The organism is Mesorhizobium sp. M8A.F.Ca.ET.161.01.1.1, assembly GCF_004792105.1.
Classification (GTDB): Bacteria; Pseudomonadota; Alphaproteobacteria; order Rhizobiales; family Rhizobiaceae; genus Mesorhizobium.
In genome coordinates, this window is the sequence record NZ_SRTD01000003.1 from 498,815 (window position 1) to 515,172 (window position 16,358).

Annotated in this window: 14 protein-coding genes; 7 read left to right on the top strand and 7 right to left on the bottom strand. The window is 64.3% G+C overall.

The genetic code is table 11. The features are described 5' to 3' along the window. The first annotated feature begins 180 nt into the window (after window positions 1–180). Window positions 181–924: a thioredoxin family protein gene (locus EN804_RS11155; protein ID WP_135919396.1), complete on the top strand. Its 744-nt coding sequence runs from the start codon at window positions 181–183 to the stop codon at window positions 922–924. A 108-nt stretch (window positions 925–1,032) separates the two neighbouring features. Beyond that, the gene (locus EN804_RS11160; protein WP_135919397.1) at window positions 1,033–1,290 is read left to right on the top strand and encodes a hypothetical protein; all 258 of its coding nucleotides are present in this window, start codon (window positions 1,033–1,035) and stop codon (window positions 1,288–1,290) included. 54 nt (window positions 1,291–1,344) lie between these two features. Here EN804_RS11160 and EN804_RS11165 read toward each other — a convergent pair whose 3' ends face one another. The 5 genes from EN804_RS11165 to EN804_RS11185 form a co-directional block, all read right to left on the bottom strand. Then, window positions 1,345–3,132 carry an ABC transporter ATP-binding protein gene (locus EN804_RS11165; protein WP_189524493.1) on the bottom strand — a complete coding sequence of 596 codons (1,788 nt, stop codon included), beginning with the start codon at window positions 3,130–3,132 and terminating at the stop codon, window positions 1,345–1,347. 6 nt (window positions 3,133–3,138) lie between these two features. Continuing rightward, complete coding sequence (locus EN804_RS11170; RefSeq protein ID WP_135919399.1) at window positions 3,139–4,167, bottom strand: glycosyltransferase; 1,029 nt, start codon at window positions 4,165–4,167, stop codon at window positions 3,139–3,141. 8 nt (window positions 4,168–4,175) lie between these two features. Further along, complete coding sequence (locus EN804_RS11175) at window positions 4,176–5,279, bottom strand: glycosyltransferase family 2 protein (RefSeq protein WP_135919400.1); 1,104 nt, start codon at window positions 5,277–5,279, stop codon at window positions 4,176–4,178. A 2-nt stretch (window positions 5,280–5,281) separates the two neighbouring features. Next, complete coding sequence (locus EN804_RS11180) at window positions 5,282–6,478, bottom strand: acyltransferase (protein WP_135919401.1); 1,197 nt, start codon at window positions 6,476–6,478, stop codon at window positions 5,282–5,284. Between the two features lie 626 nt (window positions 6,479–7,104). Next, complete coding sequence (locus tag EN804_RS11185) at window positions 7,105–7,722, bottom strand: TetR/AcrR family transcriptional regulator (RefSeq protein ID WP_135919402.1); 618 nt, start codon at window positions 7,720–7,722, stop codon at window positions 7,105–7,107. Window positions 7,723–7,971: 249 nt separating this feature from the next. Here EN804_RS11185 and EN804_RS11190 point away from each other — a divergent pair, with 249 nt between their 5' ends. The 3 genes from EN804_RS11190 to EN804_RS11200 are packed head-to-tail and all read left to right on the top strand — an operon-like array spanning window position 7,972 to window position 11,731. Beyond that, window positions 7,972–8,445 (top strand): (2Fe-2S)-binding protein, encoded by a 474-nt coding sequence (locus EN804_RS11190; RefSeq protein WP_135919403.1) that lies wholly within the window; start codon window positions 7,972–7,974, stop codon window positions 8,443–8,445. Continuing rightward, window positions 8,442–9,425 (top strand): xanthine dehydrogenase family protein subunit M, encoded by a 984-nt coding sequence (locus EN804_RS11195; RefSeq protein WP_135919404.1) that lies wholly within the window; start codon window positions 8,442–8,444, stop codon window positions 9,423–9,425. The genes EN804_RS11190 and EN804_RS11195 overlap by 4 nt, the downstream gene beginning before the upstream one ends. Then, window positions 9,422–11,731 carry a xanthine dehydrogenase family protein molybdopterin-binding subunit gene (locus tag EN804_RS11200; RefSeq protein WP_135919405.1) on the top strand — a complete coding sequence of 770 codons (2,310 nt, stop codon included), beginning with the start codon at window positions 9,422–9,424 and terminating at the stop codon, window positions 11,729–11,731. The genes EN804_RS11195 and EN804_RS11200 overlap by 4 nt, the downstream gene beginning before the upstream one ends. 165 nt (window positions 11,732–11,896) lie before the next feature. On the opposite strand, the gene EN804_RS11205 is transcribed toward EN804_RS11200, so the two are convergent. Beyond that, the gene (locus tag EN804_RS11205; protein WP_135919406.1) at window positions 11,897–12,907 is read right to left on the bottom strand and encodes an NAD(P)-dependent alcohol dehydrogenase; all 1,011 of its coding nucleotides are present in this window, start codon (window positions 12,905–12,907) and stop codon (window positions 11,897–11,899) included. 98 nt (window positions 12,908–13,005) lie between these two features. Between EN804_RS11205 and EN804_RS11210 the strand changes: the two genes are divergently transcribed. Further along, on the top strand, window positions 13,006–13,935 hold the full coding sequence (locus EN804_RS11210) for a LysR family transcriptional regulator (protein WP_135919407.1): 930 nt from the start codon (window positions 13,006–13,008) through the stop codon (window positions 13,933–13,935). 41 nt (window positions 13,936–13,976) lie between these two features. Here EN804_RS11210 and EN804_RS11215 read toward each other — a convergent pair whose 3' ends face one another. Then, window positions 13,977–15,122, bottom strand: coding sequence for a helix-turn-helix transcriptional regulator (locus tag EN804_RS11215; protein WP_127281022.1), 1,146 nt, complete (start codon window positions 15,120–15,122; stop codon window positions 13,977–13,979). A 301-nt stretch (window positions 15,123–15,423) separates the two neighbouring features. On the opposite strand from EN804_RS11215, the gene EN804_RS11220 reads away from it, so the two are divergent. After that, window positions 15,424–16,275 (top strand): AraC family transcriptional regulator, encoded by an 852-nt coding sequence (locus EN804_RS11220; protein ID WP_245525109.1) that lies wholly within the window; start codon window positions 15,424–15,426, stop codon window positions 16,273–16,275. Window positions 16,276–16,358 lie beyond the last annotated feature (83 nt).

The window sequence follows — 16,358 nt, forward strand, 5'->3', positions numbered from 1 at the left end:
GAAAATGCCTGCCTCCACCGACCTCGACCTCGCCACGGCGAATGATACGGCCAAGCACGCCGCACGCCACCCCTGCTGCGCCGGGCCGGAACTCTTGGATTCCGCCGCGCCCGCAATGCCCCGACATTCCCAGGCAACACCACACCGCAACGACGCCACGACTGGCAAAGGAGAAGACCAATGACCATGACGATGAAGATGCCGCCGATCGTTTCACGGCAAGACTGGGAAGCCGCTCACAAAGAGATGTTGGTGAAGGAGAAGGCGACGATGCGCGCCAGGGATGCGTTGTCGGCCGAACGCCGGCGCATGCCGTGGACGGAAGTGGACAAGGCCTATATTTTCGATCGCCCCGACGGCAAGGTCAGCCTGCTCGACCTGTTCGAAGGCCGCCGCCAGTTGATCGTCTACCGCGCCTTCTTCGAGCCCGGCGTCTATGGCTGGCCCGATCACGCTTGCCGCGGCTGCTCGCTCGGCGCCGACCAGGTCGGTCACCTCGCCCATCTCAACGCCCGCAACACCACGCTCGCCTACGCTTCGCGCGCCCCGCAGGCCGACATTGCGCGGCTGGAGCAGCGGATGGGCTGGGAGATTCCCTGGTACACCATCACCGACAGCTTCGACAAAGACTTCGGCGTCGACGAGTGGCACGGCCACAACGTGTTCATCCGTGACGGGAACCGTATCTTCCGCACCTATTTCATCAACAGCCGCGGCGACGAGGCGATGGGCACGGTGTGGAGCTACCTCGACGCCACCCCGCTCGGCCGCCAGGAGATCTGGGAAGACTCGCCCGAGGGCTATCCGCAGACGCCGCTCTACAGCTGGTGGAACTGGCACGACAATTACGATGCCGGAGCCGACAAGAAATGGGCCGAGGTATCCGCCGCCGGCGAGGCCGCGTTCCGCGACAAGGGCGAGTAGCAGCGCCTGGCGGGAAAGGGTGGCACGCCCCATCCTGCCTGGTTTCCTCTCCCTCGCGGATTGGGGGAGAGGAACCCAACTCCTTGCCAACCATCAAGGAAAAAGACCATGAGCGACATTCATTCCGGCTCCGGAAGCGCGACCCCGGAAAACACCGCCACCCCCGGCATCGCCGACTGGCTGTGCCTCGCCGCGGCGCCGACCTTCGCCCTGATGGCGCTGGTCTCCTGTCTTCAGGGCAGTGCCGCCGCCATGCTGTGCATGGGCGCCTCGCCTCTTACCGGCATGCCGGCAATGTATCTCCTGATGAGCGCCTTCCATCTGACGCCCTGGCTGCGGGTGGTTTCCGGCCGGCAGGCCCGGTAGCAGCCGCCCTGTAACCCCACCACAGGCCGGAAAGAGACAGGGCCTCGGACCCTGTCAGAGGGTCGGTTCGTGCTGGTAAAGCTCGTCCATGCTGAGCGACGCCAAGGCCGCGAATGGGGCCTGCTTCTTCACACGGCCGCCGCTCAGGATCACCACGTCATCGCAGAACGAGATGGTGCTGTGGTGATGGCTGATCACGAGGGTCGTGCGGCGGCCGGCTCTCGACTTCAACGTCTCGACGATCGCCGCTTCCGACAGGCCGTCCACGGCATTCGTGGCTTCGTCCAGGATGAGGAGATCGGGATCGCGCACCAGCGCCCTCGCCAAGGCAATCCGCTGCCTTTGTCCCGCTGACAGATTGACACCCCTGTAGCCGACGACGGTGTCGTAGCCCTGGGGCAGATGTTCAATGAACTCATGCGCTTCGGCCAGTCTCGCGGCACGCTCGGCATCGCCGCTCGTGGCGCCATCCTGGCCGTAGGTTATGTTCTCGGAAATGGTGCCGTCCACCAGTTCCAGCTCCTGGCTGGCAAGTGCGACGTGCCTTCGCCACTGGCTGGGGTCGATCTGGTCGAGCGGCGATCCATCGACAAGAATCCCTCCGGAGCTCGGCTCGACAAAGCGGCACAGGAGATTGACGATCGTCGTCTTGCCGGCGCCCGACCGGCCGATGAGCGCCGTCGAGCGGCCGCTTCGGATATCGAAAGTCGCCGAATGCAGCGCCGCCGCGCGTGCGTCCGCGCCGGAATAGGTAAATGCCACGTCGTCGAAGCTGATCCCTTGACGCAAACCGTGGAATGGCCCGTCGCCTTGCGGAGGCTTTGGCTTGTCCGCCGGATCCAGCATCCAATCGACCTCTTCGAGCGACCCGCTCAAGCCTTGCAGCTGGCTCCACGACATTTGCAAAGCCCGCATATGCGGCTGCAGCCGGTAGAGCAGGATGACGAATGCGACGATCAGCGGGAAGCTCACATTGGCGAACCATGCGCCGATCACCACCGCAAGGAACAGCATCGCATGGAGGACCTCGGTCAGCGGCGGCAATGCGCCCTGCCGGGTGAGCAGGACGAAAGCAGCCCGGCGAACCGCGTCCGATGCCTGGTCGAACACCGCCTGCTCGCGGCTCTCCTGTCCGAAGATGCGGATCAGGCGTCCGGCATGGACGAGGTGGAGCATCTGGGATGCGAGATCGCTGTTGCGGGAGGCGACGCTGCGGCTGGGCGCTTTCAGATTGGCCGAGAGAACGGCATGGACGACCTGGACGAGGGCCAGGCCCACTGTCACCAACAGTGTCATCTGCCACGACAGCAGGAGCAGAAATGCCAGCAGGATGATGGCCGCCGATGCGCTGACGATGGCCGACAGCATGATCTGGATCGCATCCGATGCCCGCCAGGATTCGTTGGAGATGATGTTGAGCAGCCGTCCGGGACTTTGCTGCAGGAAGAACGGGTAACCTATCCTGAGGAGCTGCTGCGACAGCGCGCTGCGGATCGAATGGCTTGCCTTGCCGTATATGAAGGTGGTCAGCAGCGTGTTCGCGAATGCGAAAACGTTCTTCAGGATGATCGAGCCGAGGATGGCGACCGAAATGACGATCAGCCGGTCGCGCTCGTTCAGGCCTGATCCGAAATACTGAAAGACGGCGGAGAAGCCGGCCATCCCGGCCGCATCCGCGTGTCCCATGATTATGCCCAGCAAGGGGATGATCAAGCCTATGCCGAACCCTTCGAGGGCGGCGCCGACAAGACCAAGAACCACCACGGCCAGAAGCAGTCGCAACTGCTTCGTTCCGAGCGCGCGACCCAGCATCGGCAAGCTTGGCGGCAAAAATCGCATTATGGCCTGTCACCTCGCCTGGGCATCTGCCTGCCGATCCTGCGGCACTTGCACTTCTTCCGGCCATCTTGCCAGCAAAAGAAGCGCAAATCTGGCCGCGCCGGTCAGATTCATGACGACGATCGGCCAATGCGACAGCTGGAGTTCGCGGTCGAACCGGGGACCACCCGCCAACTCCCGCAAAGCCCCTCTGGTGGCCCAATAGAAATGGCGAAGCAGCCAGGGCGCATGGCGGACATGCTTCAGGCAAAGGGCGCCATTGCCGAAGCTGTAGTCGCGGTGGAGCTTTTCGATCGATTTGCGGTCTCGCCGGCCATGATGATGGAAAACTGTCATATCGGGCACATATTCGACCGGAATGCCGAGCAGCATCGCTCGAACAAGGTAATCCGTATCTTCCGCTGACCGCAGCGGGCCGCCGGCGCCGAACCGTTCGTCGAAATGACCGATACGGGCCGCGACATCGCGGTGCATCACCATGTTGCAGCCAAGCACGAAGCCGCCCGGATGAACATCGGGGGTCAGCCGCTCGCGCACCCGCGAGCGCTTGATCGTGAACGGCAAATCCCTGGGATCGCCGAGTTCGACGCAGCCGCCACGGATGAGCCATTGTTCGCCGGAAGCATAGTGTCGTTCCAGATCGCGGAGGTAATCGCCATCGACCTCGCAATCATCATCGACGAAGACCAGCACGCGGCCGCGCGCGCGCGCCACTCCGGCGTTGCGGGCGGCGGCCAGTCCGGGGCGCGGCTCGCGCACGGCTGTGAACGGGATATCGGATATTTCGGCGATGCCGGCCAGGCGCTCCGCCGTGCGGTCGACCGAACCATTGTCGACAACCACGAGTTCGGCCGCGAAGGCGGCATGGGCGCGGCACGCGCTTTGGACCGACCTGATGCAAGCCTCGAGCACGGCGACACGGTTGCGCGTGCATATGATGAAGCTGACCGCCGGCGGCGACCGATCGGGCCGGGGATCGACGGGAACAAGCTCCGTCTGGCGATCGCGCTGCGTGGGTGGGCGGGCTTTGACGATCATCCCTGCGGCTAGCTCAACTGATGGGACGCCAGGACAGCAGCGGCAGGCGTGGATTTCAGGTACCGCGCCACGGCGTCCGCCTGGCGGCCTGCCGACATCGAGACAAGACTGAACCATGGCGCGTAGGCGGCGGGACGCAACGCGTACTTTTCGCGGCGTCGAATGAAATCCCATTTCGCGGTCCGCGTCAGGAATTCGTGCGTCAGCGGAGGTTGCATTTCGTCGCCTATGAGTTGGTAGAGGAAATAGAACAGGTTCAACGCGCCGGCCGCAAAACTCGGCCGCGTTTCCGTCGGCAGCGCGGAGATCCTCGCCTCGAGCGCAACAATGAACGCCGCGGCCCGGCGAACCGTGTCGGTCGAAACGGCCTCGCCGATGTCGCGCAGATCGCGCGTGTCCTGTGCCAGGCCTTCCCGCTCGAGGTTCTCGGCCACGATCGTCAGATGTGTCCGGCGCATCTCCTTCCTGTGCCTGCTCGTTACGCTCCCATCATGGATACGGTAGACGATCAGGTTTTCGGAGATCATCGCCGCCGGATAACGATCGGCGAGCCGCCTGAAGAGGTCGAAATCCTCGGCGTGTTTGTATTTCGGATCGTAGAATAGAACGTCGTCTTTTATGACCTTTCGGTTGTATACAACCGTGGAATGCATGAATATCGTGAAGAACATCGACAATATGCGGAGCTGGCCGAACCGGAATACCGGGTCGGGTGTACCCTTGGCGACGCGGTTGCGAAGCAAGGTGTCGAAACCGGCGCCACACAGAGCGACATCGGGCCGCCGGTCGAACAGCGCCACCTGGCGCGACAGGCGTGACGGATAGGCGATATCGTCCGCGTCCATCCTGGCGACAAGGTCGCCCCGAGCGACGGCCAAACCCTCGTTGAGGGTTGCGATGAGGCCCCGGTTTTCGCGGGAGATGATGGAGATCCGATTGTCGGCCTGCCGGTGCCGCTGCAGGATTTGCAGGGAGTTGTCCGTCGAGCCGTCGTCGATCGCAACGACCTCCAGGCGATCGTGGTCCTGCCGCAGGATGCTGCCAAGCGCGGTGCTGAGATAGGGTCCCGCGTTGTAGACTGGCAGCACAACGGATACCAGGGGAGCGGCCATGGTCAGCTCCGATCCGTTCGTTGAAGATCGCCTGTCGCCTCACGGCCGTCGAGCAATCCACCGGGATAAGCCCCTGCCGCACCTCTGGGCCATCCGGCGTCGGTCGTGTCGGTGCGTGCCCGGATGCGCGTGCCAGCTCCCGGCGCGACATAGGGAAAGTAGCGCTTGAGGCTGTTGAGCGGCTTTTCGAAAACCAGCCACGATACCGAGGCCAGGATAAGGGTGGCCGTTCCTGCGACCAGGAACCGACCCGCCCCCTGCTCCGAGACGTTGACGGGGATCCACGGCTGGGACTTGACGGCCAACGACAGGAGTATGGGGTGGTACAGATAAACGCCATAGCTGATGCGGCCAAGGGCGGTGAGCGGCGGCAGTTCGAGAAGCCAGCCTCGGTACCCGCGATGGCCTCGAGAACAACTCGCGACGATCATCACGAGAGGCCCGAGCGGAAGGACTTGCGACAGCAGCCAGCGGCCCCATTCCTGGACAGTGTCTGGCGGCGCCGGAGCAAACCACTGCAGGACGAAAAACGCGACCGCGAGCGCCGGCCAGCCAAGCCGTAGCCACTGTGGCAAGACGGTGGCCCTGGTTCGGTAGACGGCAAGCCACGCACCCGAGGCGAGCGCGTCCATGGACGCCGGCGGAAGCAGGTCGCGCGCCAGCGCGGGGGTTCCAGTGATCGGCCAGTAAAAGCGATACGACAATGACAGCACGATGACGCCGATGCAGATCGCTTCGAGGCGGCGGCGTGGCGCCAGCAAGACGACCAGCGGCCAGGCGATATAGAACTGCTCCTCGATGCTCAGGCTCCAGAAATGGCAGAGCAGCCAAGGCGACCAGTCGTTGCGCAGCGCGTACCAGAAATTCGACAGGTAAAGCGCATGCCAGATCAGCGATCCCCTGGAATGCTCCAGGTCAACCATCCAGACGACGCCCAGCACGGCGAAATAGGGCGGGAATATTCGCAATGCCCGCCTGATGTAGAAGGATCTCAGCGCGGGCGCGGCTTCAAATTCAGCCGCCGAACGCGCTTCCAGGAGAAGGCGCGTGATGAGAAAGCCGCTCAGCACGAAGAACAGCCGCACGCCGATGTGGCCCCAGAAAGAAGAGCCTCCCGCCGCGAAGAAATGGGAATACAGCACCATCGTGACGGCGATGGCCCTCAATCCGTCCAGCTGGGTATCGCGAGAGTTTCCCATCAGCCGCTTCCGCCGGCGGAACATCTCCGATGAGGCTGCCGGCTTATCATCACGGATTCCCGGCTTCGAGAGTCAAAGGAGTGGTTCGCAACGGACGACCCGCATCCTTGCCGCCGCTCATGTTCGCCAACGCGCCGACAGTGCCAAATCCGCGCTCCACGAGCCCGCCCGGGACGGGTCCGATATCGGATGTCTGCCAGCGGAAAGCTCAAGTTGGTCAACTTGACGGAACCCTTCGCCGCGCGTTTCCAGTTGGCCAATGAGTGCTTCCACGCAATGGTGCGGCGCAACACAAAAGATTTACCGCGCTGAAATAGTTTTGTGATTGGAGGGCTAAAAACGACTAAAAACCGTCCTGATTTAGCCGCTAACGCGAAGGTGATCGTTAGCCGAGCGAAGCGCGTGAGGTTGTCCGTGTAGAACCGCACATATTACCGGTTGCATCCGGGAAGAAACCTGCAAATTTCTCTATAAATCATCGAAAATTATATTTTCAATATGCGATTTATAACAAATTAGACACAGAGAATTATATGAAATGATTGGTGTTTTGCAGCGCAGCATAACCGATCACCGCTCGGAATCGAAGCCGGGGCTGGCGCGTCCTGTGCAGTCCAGGCGCCTCTTCATCCCGCCTTTACAGCCCCGAACCGCAACCCGTCCATCAACAGCTTGACCAGCCGGCGCGAGCGGTCGCGCCACTCAGGGGTGTCGGGCGCCGAATAGATGCCGCCGAGCGCGTGCAGCACGTCGGAGGCATCGACGTCGCCGCGGATCGTGCCGTCGGCGACCGCCGCCTCGACCAGTTGCCGCAGCGCCTGCGACACTCGTCCCGACGTGTCGGAAAACAGCGTCGAATTGGTGGTCAGAAGAATCCGCAGGCTGGTCGCAAGGCCGCGCTTGGTGGCGATGTAGTCGACGAAGCGGCGCATCCATTCTTCCAGCGCGACATCCGAGGGATGTTTTGCCGCAAGCTCGCCGGCCGCCGCGCACAACCCCTCCACTTCGCGGCGGTAGACCACCTCGACCAGATGCTCGCGCGTCGGGAAATGCCGGTAGAGCGTGCCGATGCCGACGCCGGCGCGGCGCGCGATCTCCTCCAGCGAGGCGTCGATGCCGCGCTCGGCGAAGACCGATGCCGCCACCTCGACCAGCCGGTCGCGGTTGCGTTGCGCATCCGCGCGCAACGGCTTGTCGGCGGCGGCGGGTTTTTGGTCGACGGTTGTGACGGGCTCAAAAGCCAATTTTTTCTCCACCAGGGATATGGGGGCTTGAACCATGCCTGGCCAGCCCCCACGTAAATAAACGGAGGCGCCTCCGTTTTAGTGGAGCACCTTTATCATATAATCAGGGAGCCCGGTATGTCACGTCTTTCGAAGCCGCAAGCTGTCAGCTTCCTCACCCCCGGTGGATTGGCTGTCGCCTGACCTTGCCCTTCCCTTCCAAAGCGCCAATTCATTCCCTCAGCGTCAAGCAACTGGAGCCAGACGCCCATGACGAAAATCCCCGTCCATCTCGATATCAACGGCCGGCATCACGAGTTGCAGCTCGAACCGCGTGTCACGCTGCTCGATGCCTTGCGTGACAGGCTCGGCCTGACCGGCACCAAGAAGGGCTGCGACCACGGCCAGTGCGGTGCCTGCACCGTCCATGTCGACGGCGAGCGCGTGCTGGCCTGCCTGACGCTGGCAGCCCAGGCCGAAGGCCGCACCATCACCACCATAGAGGGGCTTGCACGGGAGGGCGAACTGCATCCCGTGCAGGCTGCCTTCCTCGAACAGGACGCCTTCCAGTGCGGCTATTGCACGTCAGGCCAGATCATGTCGGCGGTGGCCTGCATCCGCGAGGGCCATGCCGGATCGGATGAGGAAATCCGCGAATACATGGCCGGCAATCTCTGCCGCTGCGGCGCTTATCCGCACATCGTCGCCGCCGTGCGCCAGGCAGCGCTGGAGGCCGCGTCATGAGGGATTTTTCCTATCTTCGCGCCACCTCGGCCGACGCCGCCCGCCAGGCGGCCGCGCTGCCCGGCGCCATGCTGCTCGCCGGCGGCACCACGCTGATCGACCTCGCCAAATGCGGCGTCGCCGAACCAGACACGCTGGTCGACATCACCCATCTCGAGGGGCTGGACCGGATCGAGATCGACGAGCGCGGCGCCATCATCGGCGCGCTCGCCAGGATGGGCCATGTCGCCGACCACGCGGACATCAAGAACCGCTTCCCCGCCATCTCGGAGGCGCTGTGGCAAGCGGCTTCGGCGCAGATCCGCAACATGGCGACCATCGGCGGCAATCTGATGCAGCGCACGCGCTGTCCCTATTTCCGCGATCCCTCGAACTTTGCCGCCTGCAACAAGCGCGAACCAGGCAGCGGCTGTTCGGCGATCGGCGGCGTCACCAAGGGCCATGCCGTGCTTGGCACCAGCGAGGCTTGCATCGCCTTGTATCCCGGCGACCTCGCCGCCGCGCTCGTCGCATTCGACGCAACAGTTCATCTCGGCGATCGGCGCATCCCGGTCGATGACTTTTTCCTGCTGCCCGGCACGACGCCGGGCAAGGAACACGCGATCGAGCCGGGCGAGATGATCACCGCCATCGAAATCCCCTCCTCCGCGGCCGCGCGGCGTTCGACCTATCTGAAGGTCCGCGACCGGCAGTCCTACGAGTTCGCGGCCGCAAGTGCCGCCGTCGGCCTCGAACTGGAATCCGACGGACGCACCATCCGCGACCTGCGCGTGGCGCTCGGTGGCGTTGCGACCAAACCCTGGCGGGCGCGGGCCGTGGAAGACGCCTTGAAAGGCAAGGTGCTGGAGCCGGAAGCTGTTCGCGCGGCCAGCCTGCTCGCCGTCGAAGGCGCTGTCGACCATGGCGCCAACCACTACAAGATCGAACTCGCGCCGCGCGTCGTCGCACGGGCTATTCTCAAGATGGGAGAAACGGCATGACCGTTCACAACATCAGAGTTGGTGAATCGAAACGGGGCGATGCGTCCGACGGCGGCGCGGACGCGGTCGGCGGCCGGCTGTCGCGCGTCGATGGCCCGGCCAAGATCACGGGGGCGGCCAAATACGCCGTCGAACAGCAGCTCGAAGGGCTCGCCTATGCCGTGCTGGTCGAAAGCACGATCGCATCCGGCAAGGTGCGCGCCATCGACAGCAAGGCGGCTGAGGCGGCACCGGGCGTACTCAAGGTGCTGACGCCGGACACTATCATCAGCCTGAAAACCGCCTCGGACTGGTTCGGCACGCCGCCGCCCGACAAACCCTACTGCCCGCTGGCGCGCGACATCACCTTCTCCGGCCAGCATGTCGCCGCCGTCGTCGCCGAGACCTTCGAGCAGGCCGTGGCCGCCGCGGCGATGGTCAAGATCAGCTACGACGAGACGCCTGCCATCGTCGACCTCAGCGACGGCAAGGCCGGCGACGGCATTGCGATCGATGCCATGACCAAGGAGTGGGGCGACGCCCAGGCCGCCTTCGCCTCGGCCCCGGTACGGATCTGCGCCGCCTACAACACGCCGCGCGAATACCAGGCGCCGATGGAGCCGCATGGCCTGATCGCCCGCTGGGAAGGCGACCACCTCACCGTGTGGGAACCGAGCCAATGGCTGGACGGCATGGCCCGCACCTATGCCGAATGGTTCGCCGTGCCGTTCGAGAATGTACGGCTGGTGTCGCCCTATGTCGGCGGCGGCTTCGGTTCCAAGGCGCTGGCGCTGAGCCATGGCGCGATTGCCGCTAGTGCCGCCAAAATGCTTGGCCGGCCGGTGCGGCTGGTGATGACGCGGGCGCAGACCTTCACCGGCTATGGTGGCCGCGCCGCGACCCGCCAGACGGTGACGATCGGCGCCGACCATGACGGCCGGATCCAGTCGATCGTGCATCGCGGCGTCAACGAGACCTCGATCGACGGCATGTGGGTCGAGCCGCTGGGATCGGTCACCTCGATCATGTACGCGGCGCCGAACTTCTCCTCCAGGCAGAATGTCGTGCGGGTGAATTCGGTGGTGCCGGGCGCCATGCGCGCGCCGGGCGAAAACCCGTCGGCCTTCGGCATCGAAAGCGCCATCGACGAACTTTCGTACGAGGTCGGCATCGATCCGCTGGAGATCCGGCTGCGCAACTACGCCGAGCAGGACCCGCATGCCAAAAAAGCCTGGTCGACCAGGCAGTTGCGCGAGGCTTTTGCGGCAGGTGCCGAACGCTTCGGCTGGGCCAGGCGTACCCCTGAGCCGCGCTCGATGCGCGACGGCAACCATCTGATCGGCTGGGGCGTGGCCGCCGGCACCTATCCGGTGCGGCGCGCCTATGGCGAGGCGGTCGTGCGCATCCTGGCCGACGGCTCGGTCGAGGTCGAGAGCTCCTCGATCGACATGGGCCAGGGCACCTACACCATCCTGGCGCAGACCGCCGCCGAGACGGTTGGCGTGGCCGCTGACGACGTCGTGGTGAAACTGGGGGACTCCCGCTTTGCCCGTGCCGGCGTCTCCGGCGGCTCACGGCTGGCCGGCGTGATGACCGGCGCGGTCTACAAGGCGGCGACATCGGCGCTCGACCAGCTGATCGGTCTGGCCATCAGTGATCCGCGCTCGCCCTTCAACGCGTTGCAGGCCAACACTTTGGTCGTCGCCAATGGCCGCATCACCGCGCCACGCGGCGACGGCCCCGATGTCTCGATCGCCGACCTGCTCAAAAGCGTCGGCCGCGACCGCATCGAGGCGACGGGCGACACCATGCCCGCCAATTCGACGGCGGAAGACCGCTACAAGAACTACACCACCATCGCCATGGCGCTGCCGCACACCGAGGGCGACTATTCCCGCCACTCCTGGTGCGCGCATTTCGTCGAGGTGCGCGTCGACGAGGATTTCGGCACGGTGCGCGTGTCGCGCGTGGTTTCGGCGCTGGATTCGGGCCGGCTCTACAATCCGAAGCTGGCCGAAAGCCAATGGAAGGGCGGCATCATCATGGGCATCGGCCAGGCGCTGCTCGAAGAAGGCATCGTCGACCGCCGCCACGGCCGCATCGTCAACAACAACCTCGCCGACTATCTCGTCCCCACCAATGCCGACATCTCCGACATTGAGGTGATCTCGGTCGGCATCCCCGACCTGCATTCCTCGGTACTCGGCGGCAAGGGCGTCGGCGAACTGGCGATCGTCGGCATGGCGCCGGCCATCGCCAATGCGGTGTTCCACGCGACGGGAAAGCGGATCAGGGATCTGCCGATCACGCTGGAGAAGCTGATCTGAGCACGTAATCTCCCCCCTCGAGGGGGAGATGTCGCCGAAGGCGACAGAGGGGGTCGTCTCACGTGAAGCGCTAACCTCCGATCGTCGCAAGAAAGTCGCGCCCAGTCGAACCGACCCCCTCTGGCCTGCCGGCCATCTCCCCCTCGAGGGGGGAGATCACTTTCCCTACCATTCCAATGCGAACGCCAGCTTGCCGAAATGCAGGCCGCCGGCGGCCATGTGGGCGTAGGCTTCGGTCGCTTGATCAGGTGAAAACACCTTGTCGACCACCGGCTCGATCCGGGCCGCGCCGATGGCCCTGGCGGCGTCGAAAAGATCGGACACCGATCCGGTGTTGTTTCCGGTCACCTTCAGCGCCTTGATGATGATCGGCAGCAGGTTGATCGTGGCTTCGGCGCCGGTGACGAAGCCGATCGTGAACAGCGTGCCGCCGGGCGCGGTGGCGTTGACGGCGCGGGCGAAGGTGGCGGTGCCGCCGGTCTCGACGACAAGATCGGCGCCGCGGCCATCGGTCAGTTCCAGCACCTTGCCGTCCCAGTCTGATGTCGCGCGGTAGTTGATGAGATGATCGGCGCCGAGCGCTTTTGCCCGCTCCAGCTTTTCGTCCGACGACGAGGTGATGATGACGGTGGCCCCGGCGGCTTTCGCCAGCTGCAGGGTGAAGATCGAGACGCCGCCAGTGCCAAGCAGCACGACGACCGAGCCCGGACCGACATTGGCGGCGCGAATGGCGTTCCAGGCGGTGGTGCCGGCGATCGGCAGCGTCGAGGCCGCCTCGAAGGACAGATGCGCCGGGACCGGCACCACCGAATTGGCCGGCAGCGCGACATATTCCGCCAGCGATCCGGGCAGCGAAACACCGCGCATCTGCGTCATCTCGTAGGGCCGCGGCGGCCCGCCGATCCAGCGCGGCTTGGCATGCGCGACGACGCGATCGCCGATGGCGAGCCTCGTAACGCCCTCGCCCAGCGCGACGATCTCGCCGGCGGCGTCGGCGACGGGGATGAGCGGGAAGCTCGGCCCGGGATAGTTGCCGCTCGCCACCGCCACATCGACGAAATTGAGGCTCGCCGCACGCTGGCGGATCAGCACCTCGCCGCGCTGCGGTTCGGGAGCTGCAACGGTGGCGGCGCGGAAGGCGTCCAACCTGGGCTGGCTGAGTTCGATGGCTTTCATGATTTCACTCCGGTGGAACGATTTGATGGATTGAGTGAACCTATTTGCTGCGCTATCTCTGGATAATCCTTGTTTTCTGCAATTGAGAACTGTGAATAATGCAGCAATCTCACGAACCCGCGGCCCATGCCGAGATGGCTGCCTTCGCCGCCATCGCCGAGGCGCGTTCCTTCACCAGGGCGGCGGCCCGTGTCGGGCGCGACGCGACCATCCTGTCGCGGCGCCTGCAGTCGCTGGAGGCGCGGCTGGGGGTGAGGCTGCTCTCGCGCACGACGCGCAGCGTGTCGCTGACCGAAGCGGGTGCCGAATTCCTGGTGCGTGTGCGCGCCATTCTCGCATCCGTCGACGAGGCCGAGGCCATCGCGTCCGCGCATGCCGGGGGCGGCCCGCGCGGCCTGCTCAGGCTGGCGCTGCCCGGCACGTTCGGGCGCATGTGGATCGGGCCGCTGCTGCCTCAATTCCTTGCCGAATTTCCCGATGTCCGCATCGAGGCCGAGTTCTCCAACCGCTTCACCGATCTGGTCGCCGAGAATTTCGATGTCGCTGTGCGGCTGGGCAGCCTGGAGGATTCACGCCTGGTGGCACGCAAGGTGGCGACGCGGCGCCGGCTGCTCTGCGCCGCTCCCTCCTATCTCGCCCGCAGGGGCAGGCCGGAGACACCGCAAGCGCTGCTCGACCATTCCTGCCTGGGCTTCTCGGGCTTCCAGACCTTTCCGGCCTGGGAGATGACCGACCGCGAGGGCCGGCGTGCGCGTGTCGAGGTTTCGGGGCCGTTGGTCACCGACGATGCCGAGGTGCTGGTCCAGGCCGCCGTGCAAGGCATCGGCCTGATGATGAGCACCGACTGGCTGGTCGGCCGCGAACTCGCCGATGGCCGGCTGGTATCCGTTCTGGAGGAGTGGACGCTGGCGGACGAAGGCGCGGTCTATGTCGTCACGCCCTCGGCCAAGGGAAAAGCCGCCAAGACCCGCGCCTTCGCCGACTGGATCGGCAAGCGCTTCGCGCCGGAGCCGCCCTGGCGGCGGTAAAGCCTCTGACCCGCTGGCGGTAGAGACTACGCGCTCCGCCTTCAGGGTCCGTGAGCCGCCAGCGGCGTGCCGATATCCGACACGAGTTTGACGAGGTCGGCTTGGCGTCTCGTGCCGGTTTTGGCGAAGATTCGATTGAGGTGGGTCTTCAAGGTGTTCTCACCGATGCCGAGCGACGACGCGCTCTTGGACGCTGACAATCCGCTGCCGATCCGCAGCAGCACCCGCGCCTCCGCGGGTGTGAGGTCGAACAGCGTGGTCAGAACGGCCTCCGGGAGGGGAGAAGACGATGTCGTCGTCGATATGAACACTGCCGCGCATGCCGGCCGGAAAACCGCGCGCGCCGTTCCTTCAGTCAGCGGCAACACATAGGCAACGGCGGGCGGCTGGCCCTGGGCCGAAACCGGCAGCCCTATGCCGCGCGCGCCAAGCGAAGCATCCGCGCTCGCCGCACTGGCGATCGCGTCCAGGAGGGCGCGGGCCACCACCGGATTCTGTGCCTGGAGCACGCCGTTCCTGGAGAGAATGGGACCCTGCACCGAAAACATCTGTTCGGCGGCCGCATTCGCATGGAGGATTGCTCCGTTGGCGTGGGTAAGCACGACAGGCACAGCCAGATGATCGAGCGCCTGGCGATAAAGATGGGTGGTGACGCGGCCCTGGTCGAGCAGATCTCCGATCAGCGAAGCACGGCGCAGATGCGGCGAGAGCAATGCCAGGAAATGCTGCTCTTCGATCGAAATACCTCCCCTGCTGGCGCGCGTGGTGCAGCCCAAAAGCCCGATTCGGTCCGGCGTATGAACGAATTTGGTGATGCAAGCCTCGCGCAGTCCCTGCGGTTTGGCCCAGTTCTGAAAAAACGGCGTCAGCTGGAGTTCGCTTTCGCTCATGAGCGACAGCGTCGCAACCGGCCGGTCGACATCGCCGACCACCGCTGCCTTCAGTCCGGGAATTCCATCAAAGTCATAGTCCTCCTCTAGCACCCGCATCTGCACGGGATCCCAAGGCGACTGAGCCGCGAAGCGGCCGCTATTATGGGCGGTGCCGGCAAGGGCGATGGTGGTGTAGGCCGCGTCGACGGCTTTCGTGACGCGGGTCATGACTCCGGCCCAGCCTTCCGGGTTCAAGACGCAATCATAGATATCGCCGATAATCGAACTCAGGACTTCGCTGCTCAGCCTTTCCACCACACCTCCAGGCACGCCCCGATCTCGCCTCGGAGGAATTTGTGACGTCATACTTTTGGATGACGCCAGTCGCGGCCGCTCTCGACTATGGGTTCAACTTGATCGCCTGAACGCCGGGCCGCCACTGTTGCCGGTTATTGTCGCAATGGAAAGCATCGCGTTCGATATTTTTTAAGCCGTGGATACTTGTCGAGGTTCCCCATTGTCTCGAAAGACGGTGTTTTCATCGGCGCGGCTGTCACCGCATCTTGACGAACGCGAACGATTTTCCCTGTGGCAAAACATCCATGTCGCGGAAATATTGTCGGTCGAACACGGCAGTCCGGAAAACCTGCCCTTCGAAGCGTCCATCGAGGCCACGGCTGTCGGTTCAGTGGTTCTCGGCCAGATGTCCGGAACCATCGAGCAGGCGACAAGGAAAGCGAGCAACATCGCCAATGACGGTTATCTGTTGCTGATCAACAAGGCCGACACCGTGTTGTCAGGGGTACAGGTCGGCCGCGAATATGCCGTCGGTCAGGGAGAGGCCGTGCTCGTCACTGCATCGGAAGCTCTGAAAATGACCGGTGCCGACAGCAATGTCTGGACGAATGTGGTGATCCCACGCGCGATCCTCCTGCGTGCCTTCCCGCAGATCGATGACAGGCTGGGGTTGAAGATCGGCGCCGACAGCGAAGCCCTCGATCTTCTCAAACGCTATTGCCTGCTTCTTGAAAGCGGCAGCCCGCTTGCCTCGGCGGATCTGATCACGCACGCGACGGACACGATCGTGGATCTGATCGGCCTGGCGACCGGCGCGAAAGGTCGGGCTGCCGAACTGGCCGGGCTTCGAGGCCTGCGCGCTGCCAGGCTGGAGGCCGTCCTGGCAAGGATCGCCGAGGATTTTATCGATCCCGGCATCTCCGCCCAAAGTGTGGCGCAACAACTCGGCCTGTCGGTGCGCTACGTCCACGACCTCCTTCAGGAGACGGGAATGAGTTTCTCCGAACGCGTTCTCGAACTGCGTTTGCAGAGCGCCCACAGGATGCTCTCGCACAAACACAGCGACATGCGGGTCAGTGACATCGCCCTGACAAGCGGATTCAGCGACGTATCGTACTTCAACCGCTGCTTTCGTCGCCGCTTCGGCTATACGCCGACAAGCGCCAGATAAGTTTGCACCTTTCGGTCCGATATCAGCCCGTGCGAGGCCGAATCCGCAGCGCCTGCGCGACCGATGACGCCGAACTGCCACAG